Below are 16,473 nucleotides of genomic sequence, written 5' to 3'. Positions count from 1 at the left end.
ATACCGCGCCGGCCTGCTCCCGACGGCCCGCCATTAGGTGCTGGTGATTGCTCGCGCACCGATTCGAGCAGATTAACTCAACCTCACTTCAGACGCATTCATATAAGCGGAAATTGCGTCCAAAACGTGAGATTTGCAGCGCCCAAAGGATGGAATAGAGCTAAGCTGTCACAAGATCAGCACGCAGCGAGGAAGCAGTGGAAAACGCATTCCCTGACTGGCCAGTGGCTGAGTGAAAAGATCAACGTTTCGATGGTGAACGGCTGGTACACACCGAGCGGGCGCCACACAGCGTGCCTTTGTACGGATCCCGTGTGCCGCCTGCCATCAGCACAGAGAGGGGCCCGGTTTTCGTGCCACATTTGGAAGAGCAAGAACTGTCTTGGACCAGCCTGGACCAGCGCGCGGTGGACACCATCCGCGTGCTGGCCGCGGACGCGGTGGAGAAGGTGGGCAACGGCCACCCCGGAACGGCCATGAGCCTGGCGCCGGCCGCATACCTTCTTTTCCAGAAGCTGATGCGCCACGATCCCCGCAACCCTGACTGGCTGGGCCGTGACCGCTTCATCCTCTCCCCCGGCCACACCTCGCTCACCCTTTACATCCAGCTGTTCCTTTCCGGCTACGGCCTGGAGCTGAAGGACCTGCAGGCACTGCGCACCTGGGGCTCGCTGACCCCCGGCCACCCCGAGTACAAGCACACCGCGGGTGTCGAGATCACCACCGGCCCGCTGGGCCAGGGCCTGGCGTCCTCCGTCGGGTTCGCCTACTCCCAGCGCCGCCAGCGCGGACTGTTCGACGCCGATGCTCCCGCCGGCGAGAGCCCGTTCGACCACACCATCTGGGTTATCGCCTCCGACGGCGACCTGCAGGAAGGCGTCACGGCAGAGGCTTCCTCGCTGGCCGGCCACCAGGAGCTCGGCAACCTTGTCGTTGTCTACGATGAGAACCACATCTCCATCGAGGACGACACCGACATCGCCTTCACCGAGGATGTCCTGAAGCGCTACGAGGCCTACGGCTGGCACGTCCAGCGCGTGGACTGGACCAAGACCGGCGAGTACAAGGAAGACGTGCAGGAGCTGTACTCCGCACTCCTCGCCGCCAAGGCCGAGACTTCGAAGCCCTCGATCGTCTCCCTGCGCACCATCATCGGCTACCCGGCACCCAAGAAGCAGAACACCGGCAAGATCCACGGTTCCGCGCTCGGTGCGGAGGAAGTCGCAGCGCTGAAGGAAGTCCTGGGCTTCGATCCCGCCAAGTCCTTCGACGTCGACCAGGATGTCCTGGCCCACGCCCGCGCCGTCGTCGACCGCGGCGCCGCTGCCCGCAAGGAGTGGGAGGAGTCCTTCAACGCATGGCAGGCAGCCAACCCCGAGGGCGCGGCCCTGCTGCAGCGCATCGAGGCCAAGGAACTTCCCGAAGGCCTCGACTCAGCGCTTCCGGTGTTCCCCGCCGGCAAGGACGTCTCCACCCGCGCCGCCTCGGGCAAGGTCCTGAACGCCCTGGGCCCGGTCCTGCCGGAACTGTGGGGCGGCTCGGCCGACCTCGCCGAGTCGAACAACACCACCATCGAGGGTTCGCCGTCGTTCGTTCCCGCCTCCAAGCAGACTGATGCCTGGTCCGGCAACCCCTATGGACGGGTCCTGCACTTCGGCATCCGCGAGCACGCCGCAGCTTCGATCGTGAACGGCATCAGCCTGCACGGCCGCACGCGTGCGTTCTCCGGCACGTTCCTGATCTTCAGCGACTACCAGCGCCCGGCCATCCGCCTTGGCGCGCTGATGGGTGTCCCGTCCCTGTACGTCTGGACGCACGACTCCATCGGACTGGGCGAGGACGGACCCACCCACCAGCCGGTGGAGCAGTTGGCCTCGCTGCGCGCCATCGTGGGGCTGGATGTTGTCCGTCCCGGTGACGCCAATGAAGTCGCCGTTGCGTGGAAGACCATGCTGGAGAACCACAGCAACCCTGCCGGCATCGTGCTGACCCGCCAGAACATCCCCACGTGGGAGCGCGGCGAAGGCGAGGCCGACGGCGACACGTTCGGTTCCGTTGCGGGCGTCGCCAAGGGCGGTTACGTCCTGGCCGAGGCCGCCAAGGACGGCGCCACCGTCCCGGCCGACGTCATCCTCATCGCCACCGGTTCCGAGGTCCAGCTGGCCGTGCAGGCCCGCAAGGCACTGCAGGGCGAAGGCATCGCCGCCCGCGTCGTCTCCATGCCCTGCGTTGAGTGGTTCAACAAGCAGGACGCCGCCTACCGCGAATCCGTCCTGCCGGCCGCCGTCAAGGCACGCGTGTCCGTTGAAGCAGGACTGGCCCTTGGCTGGAAGGAATTCGTCGGCGACGCCGGCCGTTCCATCAGCCTCGAGCACTACGGCGCTTCCGCAGACTACAAGCGCCTCTTCCAGGAGTTCGGCCTCACCGCAGCAGCAGTTACCGCGGCCGCCAAGGACTCCCTCGCCAGCCTCCAGGCATAACCCCAATTTTCGAGGAGATAAACACCATGACTACTCCCACCCAGCAGCTCTCCGACGCCGGAGTTTCCATCTGGCTTGATGACCTTTCCCGCGGACGCCTGGAAACCGGCACCCTGGCCAAGCTCATCGAAGAGAAGAACGTGGTTGGCGTAACCACCAACCCGTCGATCTTCCACGCAGCGATCACCGCCGGCACGGACTACGACGCCACCATCGCGAAGCAGGCAGCAGCCGGCGCCAGCGTCGAGGACACCATTTTCGAGATCACCACCACCGACGTCGCCGACGCCTGCGACCTGTTCGCACCGGTCGCCGCAGCCACCAAGGGCGTGGACGGGCGGGTGTCCATCGAGGTCGACCCCCGCCTGGCCTGGGACACGGCAGGCACCATCGCGGAAGCCAAGCACCTGTACAAGCGCGTCAACAAGGACAACGTCCTCATCAAGATCCCGGCCACCCTTGAGGGCCTGGAAGCGATCACCGCCACCCTGGCCGAGGGCATCAGCGTCAACGTGACCCTGATTTTCTCGCTCGAGCGCTACCGCGCAGTCATCAACGCCTTCCAGTCCGGCCTGGAGCAGGCCAAGGAAAACGGCCACGACCTCTCCAAGATCCACTCCGTGGCTTCGTTCTTCGTTTCCCGCGTGGACTCTGAGATCGACAAGCGCCTCGACGCCCTGGGCACCGACGAAGCCAAGGCACTCAAGGGCAAGGCCGGCCTGGCCAACGCCCGCCTGGCGTACCAGGTCTACGAGGAACTCTTCGCCACTGAACGCTGGGCCCTGCTGGCCGAAGCCGGCGCCCTCCCCCAGCGCCCGCTGTGGGCCTCCACCGGCGTCAAGGATCCGGCCTACCCGGACACCCTCTACGTCACCGAGCTCGTGGCCCCGGGCGTCGTGAACACCATGCCCGAGAAGACGCTGGACGCCACCTTCGACCACGGTGTGGTCACCGGGGACACGGTCACCGGCACCTACGCCGAGGCCAATGCCACCCTGGATGCCCTTGAGAAGCTTGGCATTTCCTACAACGACGTCGTCGCAATCCTTGAATCCGAAGGCCTGGACAAGTTCGTGGCCAGCTGGAAGGAACTGCTCGGCGACGTCGAGGGCGCCCTCGCCTCCGCACGGAAGGCTTCCTAACCCACCATGAGCACACTCAGCTACGAAGCCACCGGTGCCGCACAGCAGGCACTCGAACAGCACCTTCCCGCCCTGGTGGAGGACCGGATCGCCACCCGGATCTTCGCGAAGGACCACACGCTGTGGGGTCCGGACGCCGAAGCAGAGTCGGCCATCCGCCTCGGCTGGGTTGAGGCTGCCACTGTCTCCCAGCCGCTCGTTAAAGAGATCCTCGAACTGCGCGACGCCCTCCGGGCCGAGGGTGTGACCCGCATCGTGCTTTGCGGCATGGGCGGATCGTCGCTGGCTCCGGAGGTCATCGCCGGCACCGCCGGCGTCGAGCTGACTGTGCTGGACAGCACGGACCCGGACCAGGTCCGTGCTGCCCTGGCGGACCGGCTGGCGGAAACCGCCATTGTGGTTTCCTCCAAGTCCGGCTCCACCGTTGAAACAGACTCCCAGCGGAGGGTCTTCGAAAAGGCGTTCAACGACGCCGGCATCGATGCCGTCAGCCGGATCATCATCGTCACGGACCCGGGCTCGCCCCTGGACAAGGCATCCCGCGAGTCCGGATACCGGGCCGTCTTCAACGCCGACCCCAATGTCGGCGGCCGCTTCTCCGCCCTGACTGCCTTCGGACTGGTGCCTTCGGGCCTGGCCGGGGTGGATATCCAGGCGTTTCTGGACGAGGCCGAGGAAGCGGCGGTAGTCCTGAACGAGGATGCTCCTGAGAACATCGGGCTGGCACTCGGAACCGCGCTGGGCGGAACCAGCCCGCTGCGCAACAAGATTGTCATCGCCGAGGACGGCTCCGGGATTGTTGGCTTCGCGGACTGGGCCGAGCAGCTCATCGCCGAGTCCACCGGCAAGCTCGGCACCGGCGTCCTGCCGGTGGTGGCCGGCCCCAACTCGCCCGAAGTGACTTCCGGCGCCGACGACGTTCTGGTGGTCCGGCTGGTAGCCGCCGATGCCGACGTCGAACTCGGGGACAACGAAGTGGCCATCGCCGGCGGACTTCCCACCCAGATGATGGTGTGGGAGTTTGCCACTGCCGTGGCGGGCCGCCTGCTGGGCATCAACCCCTTCGACCAGCCCGATGTCGAAGCCGCCAAGGTCGCAGCGCGCGGCCTGCTGGACGCCCAGCCCGAGCCCACGCCCGCAGCTTTCATTGACGGCTCCATCGAGGTCCGCGGCGGAGACTGGCTTGGCAGCGCGGCAACGGCGGAAGAGGCAGTGCGCGCACTGTTGGATACCCTCCAGCCGGACAGCTACCTCAGCGTCCAGGCCTACTTCGACCGCCTTGCGTTCGCGCAGCTCGAAGGCGTCCGCGACGAGCTCGCAGCCGTCACCGGCCGGCCCGTGACATTCGGCTGGGGACCGCGCTTCCTGCACTCCACCGGGCAGTTCCACAAGGGCGGGCCGGCCATCGGTGTGTTCCTCCAGGTCACTGCGGCCTCAGCGGAAGACGTCGCCATCCCGGAGCGTCCCTTCACCTTCGGGGAACTCATTGCCGCCCAGGCAGCCGGCGACGCGCAGGTCCTGGAAGGGCATGGCCGGCCCGTGCTGCGCCTGCACCTGACCGACCGTGCCGCCGGTGTGGCACAGTTGCAGGACATTATTGCTGCGCTGTCCGCCAGGTCAGCCTCCGTTACCGAAAGCTAAGGCACAGAAGCAACATGCCAGAAACTGAATACGGCAGGACGCCCGGGACGCGTTCCGGGAGAACGCTGCGGAACCCGCTGCGCGACCCGCGTGACCGCCGCCTGAACCGGATCGCCGGCCCGTCATCGCTGGTGCTCTTCGGAGTGACCGGCGACCTCGCCCGCAAGAAGCTCATGCCGGCCGTGTACGACCTCGCCAACCGCGGGCTCCTGCCGCCCAGCTTCGCGTTGGTGGGTTTCGGACGCCGGGAATGGACTGATGAGGATTTCGCCGGTCAGGTGAAGGCTTCCGTGCAGTCCTATGCGCGCACGCCTTTTGATGAGGCGGTGTGGAACCAGCTTTCCGAGGGCATCCGTTTTGTCCAGGGAGAGTTCGACGACGACGACGCCTTCGAGCGGCTGGGTGAAGTCATCGATGAGCTTGATGAGCTGCGCGGTACCCGCGGCAACCACGCGTTCTACCTCTCGATTCCGCCCAAGGCCTTCGAGCAGGTATGCCGGCAGCTGTCCAAGCACGGCCTGGCACAGGCTGAGGGTGACAAGTGGCGCCGCGTGGTGATCGAGAAGCCCTTCGGGCACGACCTCGAGTCTGCCCGGCAGCTGAACGACATCGTGGAATCGGTGTTCCCGCCGGACGCCGTGTTCCGGATCGACCACTACCTGGGCAAGGAGACGGTCCAGAACATCCTGGCGCTGCGCTTCGCGAACCAGTTGTTTGAGCCTTTGTGGAACGCGAACTATGTGGACCACGTCCAGATCACCATGGCCGAAGACATCGGCACCGGCGGCCGGGCGGGCTATTACGACGGCGTGGGAGCGGCCCGCGACGTCATCCAGAACCACCTGCTGCAGCTGCTGGCGCTGACCGCGATGGAGGAGCCCATCTCCTTCAACGCCGATCACCTGCGCGCCGAGAAGGAAAAGGTCCTCGCCGCCGTCAAGCTCCCGGACGACCTCTCCACGCACTCGGCACGCGGCCAGTTCACCGGAGGATGGCAGGGCGGGGAACAGGTCCAGGGCTACCTGGAGGAGGAAGGCATCCCGGCCGATTCCACCACCGAGACCTTCGCCGCGATCCGGGTGGACATCCACACCCGCCGCTGGTCCGGCGTCCCGTTCTACCTCCGCGCCGGAAAGCGCCTGGGCCGCCGCGTCACAGAGATCGCCGTGGTCTTCAAGCGTGCGCCCAACCTGCTGTTCCGCGACCACGCCGAGGACGACTTCGGACAGAACGCCGTGGTGATCCGCGTCCAGCCCGACGAAGGCGTGACCATCCGGTTCGGTTCCAAGGTTCCCGGCACGCAGATGGAAGTCCGGGACGTGACCATGGACTTCGGTTATGGCCACTCCTTCACCGAATCCAGCCCGGAGGCGTACGAGCGGCTGATCCTGGACGTGCTCCTGGGCGAGCCGCCGCTCTTCCCGCGGCATGAGGAAGTGGAGCTGTCCTGGAAGATCCTCGACCCGTTCGAGGAATACTGGGCCACCCTGGACGAACAGCCCGAACCCTACGCCCCGGGCAGCTGGGGCCCCGCCTCGGCTGACGAGCTGCTGGCCCGCGACGGACGAACCTGGAGAAGGCCATGATTGTAGACCTGCCGGACACCACAACCTCCGCTGTCTCCAAGAAGATCATGTCCCTGCGCGAGCAGGGCGGCGTGATTGCCCTGGGCCGGGTGCTCACCCTCGTGGTGGTCACCAAGTCCGGGCTTGAGGAAGAGGCTATCGAGGCAGCCAACGAGGCCAGCCGCGAGCACCCTTGCCGGATCATCGTCCTGGCCGACGCCGGGGCCACGGCGCCTGACCGCCTGGACGCCCAGATCCGGGTCGGCGGTGACGCCGGCGCATCCGAGGTGATCGTACTGCGCGGCTACGGCGAGCTCGCGCACGAAAGCGAATCCCTGGTAGCCGCGCTGCTCCTCCCGGACGCACCGATCGTGGCCTGGTGGCCGCACGGCGCGCCGAAAAACGCGTGCGAAACCTCCATCGGGAGAATCGCCCACCGCCGGATCACCGACTCCGCGAATGAGCCGGATCCACAGCGTGCGCTGGAGAACATCCGGTCCACCTACAAGGCCGGAGACACGGACCTCGCCTGGACGCGCCTGACCAACTGGCGGATCCAGCTCGCGGCCGTCCTGGACCAGGTGGACTCTTCCCCCGTCACGGCCGTCGCGGTCGAAGGGGCCTCGGACTCCCCGAGCACCATCCTGCTGGCAGCCTGGCTGACGCTTACCCTGGACGCGCCCGTGACCATCGTCGCCGACCCGGCCGGTACGGGCATCCGCCGGGTCCGGCTTTCCCGGCCCGGTGGCGACATCCAGCTCTTCCGGCCCGGCCTGTCCGTCGCCGAACTGACGCAGCCCGGCCAGCCCGCCCAGCGCATCTCGCTGCCCCGGCGCAGCCTGCGTGACTGCCTTGCCGAGGAACTGCGGCGCCTGGACCCGGACGAGGTGTTTGGGGAAGTGATTACTATGGGACTGCCACGAACCAATCTAAGGAGCGTCCGACCCAGTGAGCGTTGACCCAAGAGTAAGCATTCATCCTGATTCGTCCGTCCTGATGGCCGCGATCGCGGCCCGCCTGATCACCAAGCTCGTTGATGTGCAGGACAAGTTCGGCGAGGCCACCGTGGTGCTGACCGGGGGAACCGTGGGTATCGGCACGCTAAAGGCTGTTGCTGACTCCCCGGCTGCCCCGGCGGTCGATTGGTCAAAGGTGAATTTCTGGTGGGGCGACGAGCGCTTCCTCCCCGCCGGGGACCCGGAACGGAATACGAAGCAGGCGTCCGACGCCCTGCTGTCGCACATCCCCGTGGACCCTGAACGGATCCACGAACCGGGGTCCGCGGATGACTTCGGCACCCCGGAAGAAGCCGCCGAGGATTACGCCCGGCGGTTGCGGGAAGCTGCAGCCGCCGAGCACGCTGCCGACATGTCCGACGACCGGCCGGAGGAGCCGTCCGCGCTGCCGCGCCTGGACGTCGTCCTGCTGGGCGTCGGTCCGGATGCGCACGTCGCGTCGCTGTTCCCGGAGCAGGCCGGCATCCGCGAAAAGGAACGCACTGTGGTGGGAGTCAGGAACTCGCCAAAACCGCCGCCCCTGCGGGTATCCCTGACGCTGCCGGCCATTAATACGGCCTCCGAGGTGTGGATGGTGGTGGCGGGCGAGGACAAGGCCGGCGCCGTGGGTCTGGCACTGGCAGGCGCCAACCCCGTCCAGGTCCCGGCCGCAGGACCACGGGGGACGTCCCGGACCCTGTGGCTTATCGACGAAAACGCGGCCTCACGTGTCCCCCAGCAGCTCGTCCGGAAGGACGCCGCGGGCGCGTAGTTTTTCCAGCGCTCCGGCCAGGACATCTTCGGCGTCCTGGTCGGAGCGCCGCTCTTTAACGTACTCAAGGTGGCTTTTATAGCCGTCGTCCAAGGCGTCGGCGGCCGCTGCCTCGCCATCCCGGGATGCCGGGCCGCCGCACTTCCGGCAGTCCCAGACGAGCGGAATCTGGTCCTCGGGGAGTTTGAGGAATACCGGGGTGGTTTCGTGGCCCTTCGCGCACCAGTACGAGACCCGGATGCGCGGCAACGGCTTCCCATGGTCCTCCGACTCGAAGCTGAAACCCGTTCCTTCCGTGACGCCCGCGCGGGTGCCCCGGAAGCCTGACGACGGATGAATCATCGGGACTCCTGCCTGCTTAAACAGAACTGTGGCTGTCGGGAACCGACAGCCACAGTTTAGTTGGCAGACCTGTGCAGCGGCAGTTTCCGCCACGGCACTTTTCGCTGATTAGGTAGTCAGGAGTCCCCGCCGCCGCTGAACCGCATGATCAGTCCCAGCGCGATGATGACGATGCCCCACGTCACGCCAAGCACCACCGTGAACCTGTTCAGGTTGCGTTCGGCGACGCCCGACGAGCTGAGGCCTGAGCTCATGCCGCCGCCGAACATGTCCGACATCCCGCCGCCCCTGCCCTTGTGAAGGAGGATGAGCAGCGTCAGCAGGAGGCTGGTGATGCCCAGGAGGATCTGCAGAATGACATGAAGAACGTCCACGACGGCCTTTCCGGAAGTTGGGGATTGCGGGAGTTGGGCGGACGGACTAGTCCGTCACCAAGTGACTCTCGAACCTGACAATATTAGCAAACTCGGCAGGATCCAAGCTTGCCCCGCCCACGAGCAGGCCGTCCACGTCGCGTTCCTTGAGGATTGCGGCGGCGTTGTTGGCCTTGACCGAGCCGCCGTAGAGCAGCCGCGTCCTGGCGGCAACATCGGCGCCGAACAGCGTCCCGAGCTCAGCGCGGATGGCGGCGCACATCTCCTGGGCGTCCTCCGGGCCGGCTACTTCGCCGGTGCCGATGGCCCAGACAGGTTCGTAGGCGACGACCAGGTCGGCGGCCTGCTCGCCGCTAAGCCCGGCAACGCCGGCCCGAAGCTGCTCCAGGGTGTGGCTGACGTGGGTGCCGGCCTGGCGGATCTCCAGGCCTTCACCGACGCAGAGCACGGGCGTGATGCCGTGCTTGAAGGCGGCCTTGACCTTGGCGTTGAGGACGTCGTCGGTTTCGTTGTGGATGGTGCGGCGTTCGCTGTGGCCCACCAGGACGTACTTGCAGCCCAGCTTGTTAAGGAACTGGCCCGAGATGTCTCCGGTGTACGCTCCCGAATCGAACTGGGAGAGGTCCTGCCCGCCGTAGGCAATGTCCAGGTCGTCGCCCTGGACAAGGGTCTGGACGCCGCGGAGATCCGTGAACGGGGGGAAGACGGCAACTTCGACCCGGCTGTAGTCGTGCTTGGCGTCCGAGAGGGTCCAGGCGAGCTTCTGCAGGAGGGTGATGCCCTGCACGTGGTCCATGTTCATTTTCCAGTTGCCCGCGATGAAGGGCTTGCGGTCGAAAGCGCCGTTCGTTGACGTAGTCACGTATTCTCCAAAAAGTTCTAGATATGTGTTCGGCCGGCAGGCTGCCGCGGGGCAACCTGCCGGCCGGAGGGACAGGTACTGCTGCCGGAAAGGCGTTAGCGGTCGAGGACGCTGAGCCCCGGGAGTTCCTTGCCTTCGAGGTATTCCAGGCTTGCGCCTCCACCAGTGGAGATGTGTCCGAACTGGTCGTCAGCGAAGCCAAGCGTGCGTACGGCCGCAGCAGAGTCGCCGCCGCCCACCACGGTGAACGCTTCGGTCTCAGTCAGGGCCTGGGCGATGGCACGCGTCCCGGCGGAGAAAGCTTCGAACTCGAAGACCCCCATCGGACCGTTCCAAAAGACCGTCTTGGCGCCCTTGATCCGCTCGGCAAATGCTGCGGCGGACTCGGGGCCGATGTCCAGGCCGATGCCCTGGGCACCGAAGCTGCTGCCTTCGATGTTGTCCGCGGGGACAGTCTCATGCGCGGCATCGGCGGCGAACTTCTCCGCAACCACGACGTCCGTAGGCACCACGAATTCGGTGCCGGCGCCTGCCGCACGCTTGAGGTAGTCCTGGACCACCGGGATCTGGTCTTCCTCGAGCAGGCTGGAGGCGACCTTGTGCCCGGCCGCGGCGAGGAACGTGAACAGCATTCCGCCGCCCACCAGGATGGTGTCGGCCTTGCCCAGCAGGTTTTCGATGACTGCCAGCTTGTCGGAGACCTTGGAACCGCCGAGCACCACCACATAGGGGCGCTGCGTGTCGGCCGTCAGCTTGCGCAGGACCTCCACCTCGGTGTGCACGAGGTCGCCAAGGTAGGACGGAAGCCGGGTGGCGACGTCGTACACGCTGGCGTGCTTGCGGTGCACCGCTCCGAAGGCATCGTCCACATAGGCGCCGTTGCCGCCAGTCAGGGCAACCAGCTCGTCAGCGAAGGCGCCGCGCTCGGCGTCGTCCTTGCTGGTTTCGCGGGCATCGAAGCGGACGTTCTCCAGGACAAGCACTTCGCCGTCCTGCAGGGAGGCTGCTGCTTCCTTGGCGGCACTGCCCACGGTGTCCGCGGCAAGGGTGGCTTTGAAGCCGGCCAGCTCCGCCAGGCGGGCTACTGCGGGGCGAAGGGAGTACTTGTCCTCAGGAGCGCCCTTGGGGCGTCCGAGGTGGGCTGTTACCAGCACGCGGGCACCGGCGTCCGTGAGCTTTGACAGCACTGGCAGGGAGGCCTTGATGCGGCCATCATCAGTGACTGTAGAGCCGTCGAGCGGCACATTCAGGTCACTTCGAACCAGAATGTACCGCCCGCGGACACCTTCAGCGATCAGTTCGTTGAGGGTGTGAGATGTCATGTGTCTAACCCTAGCCCAGCTTGGATGCGACAAGCTCCGTAAGGTCTACGAGGCGGTTGGAGTAGCCCCATTCGTTGTCATACCAGGAAACAACCTTGACCTGGTTGCCGATGACCTTGGTCAGGCCGGAGTCGAAGATGGAGGATGCGGGGTCGCCCACGATGTCGGAGGACACGATGGGCTCGTCCGTGTAGGTCAGGAATCCCTGCAGTTCCTCGGATTCGGCGGCGCGCTTGAGGGCTGCGTTGACTTCCTCCACGGTGGTCTCGCGGGAGACGGTGACGGTGAGGTCGGTGGCGGAGCCGGTGGGGACCGGGACGCGGATGGCGTAGCCGTCCAGCTTGCCCTTGAGCTCGGGCAGCACCAGGCCGATGGCCTTGGCCGCACCGGTGGACGTGGGAACCATGTTGATGGCCGCGGCGCGCGCACGGCGCAGGTCGCTGTGCGGGCCGTCCTGCAGGTTCTGGTCCGCGGTGTAGGCGTGCACGGTGGTCATGAGGCCGCGCTCGATGCCGAACTCGTCGTTGATGACCTTGGCCAGCGGGCCGAGGCAGTTGGTGGTGCAGGAAGCGTTGGAGATGATGTGGTGCGTCGCGTTGTCGTACAGGCCGTGGTTTACGCCCATCACGATGGTGATGTCCTCGTCGGACGCCGGGGCGGAGATCAGGACCTTCTTGGCGCCTGCATCAATGTGCTTCTGTGCAGCGGCGGCCTTGGTGAAGAAGCCGGTGGACTCGATGACGATGTCAACGCCCAGTTCCCCCCACGGGAGGTTGGCGGGATCGCGCTCGGCGAGGACCTTGACGACGTTGCCGTTGACGACGATGTTGCCGTCCTTGACCTCGATGGTTTCCTTCAGGCGGCCGCCGACGGAGTCGTACTTGAAGAGGTGCGCGAGTGCTTCGGGGCTGGTGAGGTCGTTGACTGCAACGATCTCCAGGTCCGCGCCCTGTGCGAGTGCTGCGCGGAAGTAGTTGCGGCCAATACGGCCAAAGCCGTTGATACCAATACGGGTCGTCACTTGTTCAGTCTCCTTGGTGCTTTCAGAAGCACAACTAGTTGAGCGGGCTATCAAGCCAACTAACAGATCCCGCACGCCATTGGGCAGAGATGATTTACATACGGAGGGCGACCAGCCTCATTGCTGAAGGCTAACCGCCTTCCGTGACCTATCTTACGTTTAACTGGGTCCGCCCCCGCAAGTGCGGGGGCGGACCGTCCACATCCCAGCCGTCATATGTCCGAAATGTGAAGTTTGTTACACCGCGGTGCGGCGGTGTTCACTACGGGAGGGTGATGAGCCCCGTGGCGTTGGTGCGCGCAGCCTCAAACCGCTTGGCGACGTCGGCCCAGTTCACGATGTTCCAGAACGCCTTGACGTAGTCGGCCTTTACGTTGACGTAGTCCAGGTAGAAGGCGTGCTCCCACATGTCCAGCATCAGCAGCGGGGTGGTGCCGAGCGCAACGTTGCCCTGCTGGTCGTACAGCTGCTCGATGACCAGGTTGCCGCCGATGGGCTCGTAGGCGAGGAAACCCCAGCCGGAGCCCTGCAGGCCCAGTGCCGCAGCGGAGAACTGCGCGCGGAACGCGTCGAACGAGCCGAACGCGTCATCGATGGCCGCAGCGAGTTCACCCTCGGGCTTGTCGCCGCCGTCCGGGGAGAGGTTGTTCCAGAAGACGGAGTGGTTGACGTGGCCGCCGGTGTGGAAGGCGAGGTCCTTGGAGAGCCGGTTGATGTTGGCGAAGTCGCCCTTCTCCCGGGCTTCGGCCAGCTGGGCCAGGGCGTTGTTGGCGCCGGCCACGTAGGCTGCGTGGTGCTTGCTGTGGTGCAGCTCCATGATCCGCGCGGAAATGTGCGGCTCCAGGGCGGCGTAATCGTAGCTGAGTTCGGGCAATACGTACTCGGTCACAAAATCCTCCAATATCGTGGACATTCGGTCCGGTTGGTAACTCTCGGATTATGCATCCGGGCGGCTGGCGCCCGGAATCTTTTTGATTCTATGGGGCTGTCACTCGTCCAGCATTTCAGGCGTCACATTGGCGTCCGTCCCGGGGATGCCCAGGTCCAGCGCACGTTTGTCCGCCATGGCCAGCAACCGGCGGATCCTTCCGGCAATCGCGTCCTTGGTCATCACCGGGTCCGCCAGGCGGCCGAGCTCGTCCAGGCTGGCCTGCTTGTGCGCCACCCGCAGTTCGCCGGCGTACTTCAGGTGGTCCGGCACGTCGTCGCCGAGGATTTCCAGGGCCCGGTCCACGCGCGCCCCTGCTGCCACGGCGGCCTGGGCGGAGCGGCGCAGGTTGGCGTCGTCGAAGTTGGCCAGGCGGTTGGCGGTGGCACGCACCTCCTTGCGCATCCGCCGTTCCTCCCACACCATCAGGGCGTCATGGGCACCCATGCGGGTCAGCAGCGCCGCAATGGTGTCGCCGTCCCGGATGACCACCCGGTCCACGCCGCGGACTTCGCGGGCCTTGGCCTGGATGTCCAGCCGGCGCGCCGCCCCCACGAGCGCCAGGGCCGATTCCGGTCCGGGGCAGGTAACTTCCAGAGACGATGAGCGCCCCGGCTCGGTCAGCGAGCCGTGCGCCAGGAAAGCCCCTCGCCACACCGCTTCGGCGTCGGCCGCTGAGCCGTTGACGACGGCGGACGGCAGCCCGCGCACGGGGCGGCCGCGGCCGTCGAGGAGGCCTGTCTGGCGGGCCAGCGCCTCGCCGTCACGCACCACCCGGACCACGTAGCGGCTGGCGCGCCGCAGTCCCCCGGCAGAAACGACGATGATTTCGCTCTGGTGGCCGTACACTTCGGCGATTGCTGCCCGGAGGCGCCGCGCGGTGGACGCCAGGTCCACCTCGGCCTCGATGACGATCCGGCCGGAGATGATGTGCAGCCCGCCCGCGAAGCGGAGCATGGCGGATACCTCGGCCTTGCGTACTGATGACTTTTTGATGTCCAGACGGGACAGTTCTTCTTTGACCGATGCTGTCAGTGCCATGGCACCTTCCTAACTGTTCCCAAAAACGTCGTGGTACGCCGTCGCCAGACGCAGGGGGTCGTGGACGGGACGGCGGCCCGACGCCCCTACTTTACCCAAGACCACCTCGGCGCCGATCATCCCGGCGGCTTTCTCGAACTCCTGCCGGTCAGGGACGGAGGCGGGATCTGCCAGGACAACGTCCACGCTGAACCCGGGGGCATATCTTCGCAGCACGTCAAGGTGGTCCGCGGCGGTCATGCCGGACGTTTCCTTGGTATCCGTGGCCAGGTTCATGGTGAGGCAGCGCTTCGCCGGCGTCTGGCACAGTGCCTCCCGCATCTCGGGCAGGAGGAGGTGCGGCAGCACGGAGGTGTACCAGGAGCCGGGCCCCAGGATGACCCAGTCCGCGAGCTCGATCGCAGTAAGTGCCTCAACGCAGGCGGGGGCGGCTCCGGGCAGGAGCCGCACCTCCTCCAGGGATCCCGCTACCGCGCAGCGCGCCTGGCCCCGGATGGTGTGCAGGGCGGAGCCGCCGTCAGGGGCGGTGATCCGGACGTCACCTTCGATGGTGAGCGGCACGGTGGACATGGGCAGGACCTGGCCGCGTGCTCCAAGGAGCGCGCCTGCCCACTTGAGCCCGGCGACGGCGTCGCCCAGCAGTTCCCAGAGGGTGACGATCAGCAGGTTGCCCATGGCATGTTCGTCCAGGGAGCCGCCCGGGCCCTTGCCGGGACGGAACCGGTGCTGCATGACGTCCCGCCAGGTGCGTCCCCAGTCAGTGTCGTCACACAGGGCGGCCAACGCCATGCGCAGGTCCCCCGGCGGCAGGACACCGTACTCCTCGCGCAGGCGCCCGGACGAGCCGCCGTCGTCCGCTACCGTCACCACCGCCGTCAGGTCCGAAGTGAGGAGGCGCAGCGCGGACAGCGACGCCGACAGGCCGTGGCCGCCGCCCAGGGCAACTACCTTGGGGCCTTTGTTTTGCTGGCCGCCCGCTGCTCCGGCGGGCGGAACCAGCGGCAGGGCCCCGGTGAAAAGCGACATTACTCCCGGCCCAGATCCCGGTGCGTGGTGGTCACCGTGACTCTGGGGAACTGTGCCAGTTTCTTGGAAAGCTCGACGGCGACGGCCACTGAGCGGTGCTTCCCGCCCGTGCAGCCCACGGCGATGGTGGCGTAGTGCTTGTTCTCGCGGCGGTAACCGTCCAGGACGGGCTCGAGGGCCATGACGTAGCGGTCCACGAAGTTCTTGACCCCTTCCGCCTCCAGGACGTAGTCGCTGACATCCTTGTCCAGCCCGGTGTGCGGGCGCAGCTGGGGCACCCAGTGCGGGTTGGGGATGAACCGGACGTCCGCAACGTAGTTGGCGTCAACGGGCAGGCCGTACTTGAAGCCGAAGCTCATGACGTTCAGCCGCAGGGCAACGGGCCCCGTTTCACTGAAGAGTTCGGTGATGGCGGTGGCAAGGCCGTGGACGTTGTAGCCGGAGGTGTCCAGGACGACGTCTGAGCTGTCGCGCAGTTCCTGGAGCAACTCCCGTTCGGCGGCAATGCCGTCGAGGATGCGGCCGCCGCCCTGCAGCGGATGCGGCCGGCGTCCCTGCTCGAACCGCCTGACCAGGACGTTGTCGCTGGCGTCCAGGAAGAGCACCCGGAAAGCCACTCCGCTGGAGGCCAATGCTCCCAGCGCGGCCCGGATGTCGGCGAACAGGCCCTTGCTGCGGACGTCGATGACCACCGCCAGCCGCGGAATGGACTGCGGGGCGTGGGACACAAGGTCGGCCAAGGTTCCGAGCATCTGCGGCGGAAGGTTCTCCACGACATACCAGCCGTGGTCCTCCAGCGCATCGGCAGCCGTGCTCCGCCCGGCTCCGGACATTCCGGTGACCACCAGCAGCTCCGCTTCGAGGGGCTTGACGGGCTGCAGCCCGTCCTCCCCGGCCCCGGATTCCGCCGTCGTCTCTGCCATTAAGTCCGCCCCGTTCCTGTTGTTGTCCTGCAGGCTGCC

General features: G+C 66.3%; 15 protein-coding genes. 6 read left to right on the top strand and 9 right to left on the bottom strand.

The genetic code is table 11. From position 1 onward, the window contains the following. Window positions 1-362: 362 nt before the first annotated feature. The 6 genes from tkt to pgl are packed head-to-tail and all read left to right on the top strand — an operon-like array spanning window position 363 to window position 8,595. A complete protein-coding gene (gene tkt, locus SMD14_RS09830; RefSeq protein WP_157243214.1) occupies window positions 363-2,480 on the top strand; it encodes a transketolase in 2,118 nt (705 codons plus the stop codon). Between the two features lie 26 nt (window positions 2,481-2,506). Then, the gene (gene tal / locus SMD14_RS09825) at window positions 2,507-3,622 is read left to right on the top strand and encodes a transaldolase (protein WP_157242362.1); all 1,116 of its coding nucleotides are present in this window, start codon (window positions 2,507-2,509) and stop codon (window positions 3,620-3,622) included. A 6-nt stretch (window positions 3,623-3,628) separates the two neighbouring features. Beyond that, window positions 3,629-5,263 carry a glucose-6-phosphate isomerase gene (locus tag SMD14_RS09820; protein WP_321216183.1) on the top strand — a complete coding sequence of 545 codons (1,635 nt, stop codon included), beginning with the start codon at window positions 3,629-3,631 and terminating at the stop codon, window positions 5,261-5,263. 14 nt (window positions 5,264-5,277) lie between these two features. After that, window positions 5,278-6,849, top strand: a complete 1,572-nt coding sequence (gene zwf / locus SMD14_RS09815; RefSeq protein WP_197432524.1) for a glucose-6-phosphate dehydrogenase — start codon at window positions 5,278-5,280, stop codon at window positions 6,847-6,849. Further along, on the top strand, window positions 6,846-7,787 hold the full coding sequence (locus SMD14_RS09810; protein ID WP_157242364.1) for a glucose-6-phosphate dehydrogenase assembly protein OpcA: 942 nt from the start codon (window positions 6,846-6,848) through the stop codon (window positions 7,785-7,787). The genes zwf and SMD14_RS09810 overlap by 4 nt, the downstream gene beginning before the upstream one ends. Before the next feature lie 37 nt (window positions 7,788-7,824). Further along, window positions 7,825-8,595 (top strand): 6-phosphogluconolactonase, encoded by a 771-nt coding sequence (gene pgl, locus SMD14_RS09805; protein WP_157243216.1) that lies wholly within the window; start codon window positions 7,825-7,827, stop codon window positions 8,593-8,595. Here pgl and SMD14_RS09800 read toward each other — a convergent pair. The 9 genes from SMD14_RS09800 to rapZ form a co-directional block, all read right to left on the bottom strand. Further along, complete coding sequence (locus SMD14_RS09800) at window positions 8,548-8,937, bottom strand: RNA polymerase-binding protein RbpA (RefSeq protein WP_157242365.1); 390 nt, start codon at window positions 8,935-8,937, stop codon at window positions 8,548-8,550. The genes pgl and SMD14_RS09800 overlap by 48 nt on opposite strands. A 116-nt stretch (window positions 8,938-9,053) precedes the next feature. After that, window positions 9,054-9,311: a preprotein translocase subunit SecG gene (secG, locus tag SMD14_RS09795; protein WP_104997906.1), complete on the bottom strand. Its 258-nt coding sequence runs from the start codon at window positions 9,309-9,311 to the stop codon at window positions 9,054-9,056. A 46-nt stretch (window positions 9,312-9,357) separates the two neighbouring features. Beyond that, window positions 9,358-10,173, bottom strand: coding sequence for a triose-phosphate isomerase (gene tpiA, locus SMD14_RS09790; protein ID WP_321216182.1), 816 nt, complete (start codon window positions 10,171-10,173; stop codon window positions 9,358-9,360). Between the two features lie 95 nt (window positions 10,174-10,268). Beyond that, window positions 10,269-11,495 (bottom strand): phosphoglycerate kinase, encoded by a 1,227-nt coding sequence (locus SMD14_RS09785; protein ID WP_157242366.1) that lies wholly within the window; start codon window positions 11,493-11,495, stop codon window positions 10,269-10,271. Window positions 11,496-11,505: 10 nt separating this feature from the next. Further along, the gene (gene gap / locus SMD14_RS09780) at window positions 11,506-12,516 is read right to left on the bottom strand and encodes a type I glyceraldehyde-3-phosphate dehydrogenase (protein ID WP_321216181.1); all 1,011 of its coding nucleotides are present in this window, start codon (window positions 12,514-12,516) and stop codon (window positions 11,506-11,508) included. Window positions 12,517-12,778: 262 nt separating this feature from the next. Next, on the bottom strand, window positions 12,779-13,405 hold the full coding sequence (locus SMD14_RS09775) for a superoxide dismutase (RefSeq protein WP_188808970.1): 627 nt from the start codon (window positions 13,403-13,405) through the stop codon (window positions 12,779-12,781). A gap of 99 nt (window positions 13,406-13,504) precedes the next feature. Continuing rightward, window positions 13,505-14,485 carry a DNA-binding protein WhiA gene (gene whiA / locus SMD14_RS09770; RefSeq protein ID WP_015937022.1) on the bottom strand — a complete coding sequence of 327 codons (981 nt, stop codon included), beginning with the start codon at window positions 14,483-14,485 and terminating at the stop codon, window positions 13,505-13,507. Window positions 14,486-14,494: 9 nt separating this feature from the next. Further along, entirely contained in the window at window positions 14,495-15,511 is a 1,017-nt protein-coding gene (gene yvcK / locus SMD14_RS09765) for a uridine diphosphate-N-acetylglucosamine-binding protein YvcK (RefSeq protein WP_321216180.1), read from the bottom strand. Beyond that, on the bottom strand, window positions 15,511-16,434 hold the full coding sequence (rapZ, locus tag SMD14_RS09760; RefSeq protein ID WP_157242370.1) for an RNase adapter RapZ: 924 nt from the start codon (window positions 16,432-16,434) through the stop codon (window positions 15,511-15,513). Before rapZ ends, yvcK begins: the two co-directional genes overlap by 1 nt. Window positions 16,435-16,473: the final 39 nt, after the last annotated feature.

This window comes from Pseudarthrobacter oxydans (genome assembly GCF_034258515.1).
In the GTDB taxonomy this organism is placed as follows: domain Bacteria; phylum Actinomycetota; class Actinomycetes; order Actinomycetales; family Micrococcaceae; genus Arthrobacter.
The sequence above is the reverse complement of the archived record's forward strand: the minus strand, read 5'-3'. Positions and strand labels throughout refer to the sequence as shown.

What these genes read in the sequence shown, in the direction of transcription:
- tal (WP_157242362.1), top strand. Translation starts at nt 2,507, where the DNA reads ATGACTACTCCCACCCAGCAGCTCTCCGACGCCGGAGTTTCCATCTGG.
- SMD14_RS09820 (WP_321216183.1), top strand. Translation starts at nt 3,629, where the DNA reads ATGAGCACACTCAGCTACGAAGCCACCGGTGCCGCACAGCAGGCACTC.
- zwf (WP_197432524.1), top strand. Translation starts at nt 5,278, where the DNA reads ATGCCAGAAACTGAATACGGCAGGACGCCCGGGACGCGTTCCGGGAGA.
- SMD14_RS09810 (WP_157242364.1), top strand. Translation starts at nt 6,846, where the DNA reads ATGATTGTAGACCTGCCGGACACCACAACCTCCGCTGTCTCCAAGAAG.
- pgl (WP_157243216.1), top strand. Translation starts at nt 7,825, where the DNA reads ATGGCCGCGATCGCGGCCCGCCTGATCACCAAGCTCGTTGATGTGCAG.
- SMD14_RS09800 (WP_157242365.1), bottom strand. Translation starts at nt 8,937, where the DNA reads ATGATTCATCCGTCGTCAGGCTTCCGGGGCACCCGCGCGGGCGTCACG.
- SMD14_RS09785 (WP_157242366.1), bottom strand. Translation starts at nt 11,495, where the DNA reads ATGACATCTCACACCCTCAACGAACTGATCGCTGAAGGTGTCCGCGGG.
- whiA (WP_015937022.1), bottom strand. Translation starts at nt 14,485, where the DNA reads ATGGCACTGACAGCATCGGTCAAAGAAGAACTGTCCCGTCTGGACATC.
- yvcK (WP_321216180.1), bottom strand. Translation starts at nt 15,511, where the DNA reads ATGTCGCTTTTCACCGGGGCCCTGCCGCTGGTTCCGCCCGCCGGAGCA.
- rapZ (WP_157242370.1), bottom strand. Translation starts at nt 16,434, where the DNA reads ATGGCAGAGACGACGGCGGAATCCGGGGCCGGGGAGGACGGGCTGCAG.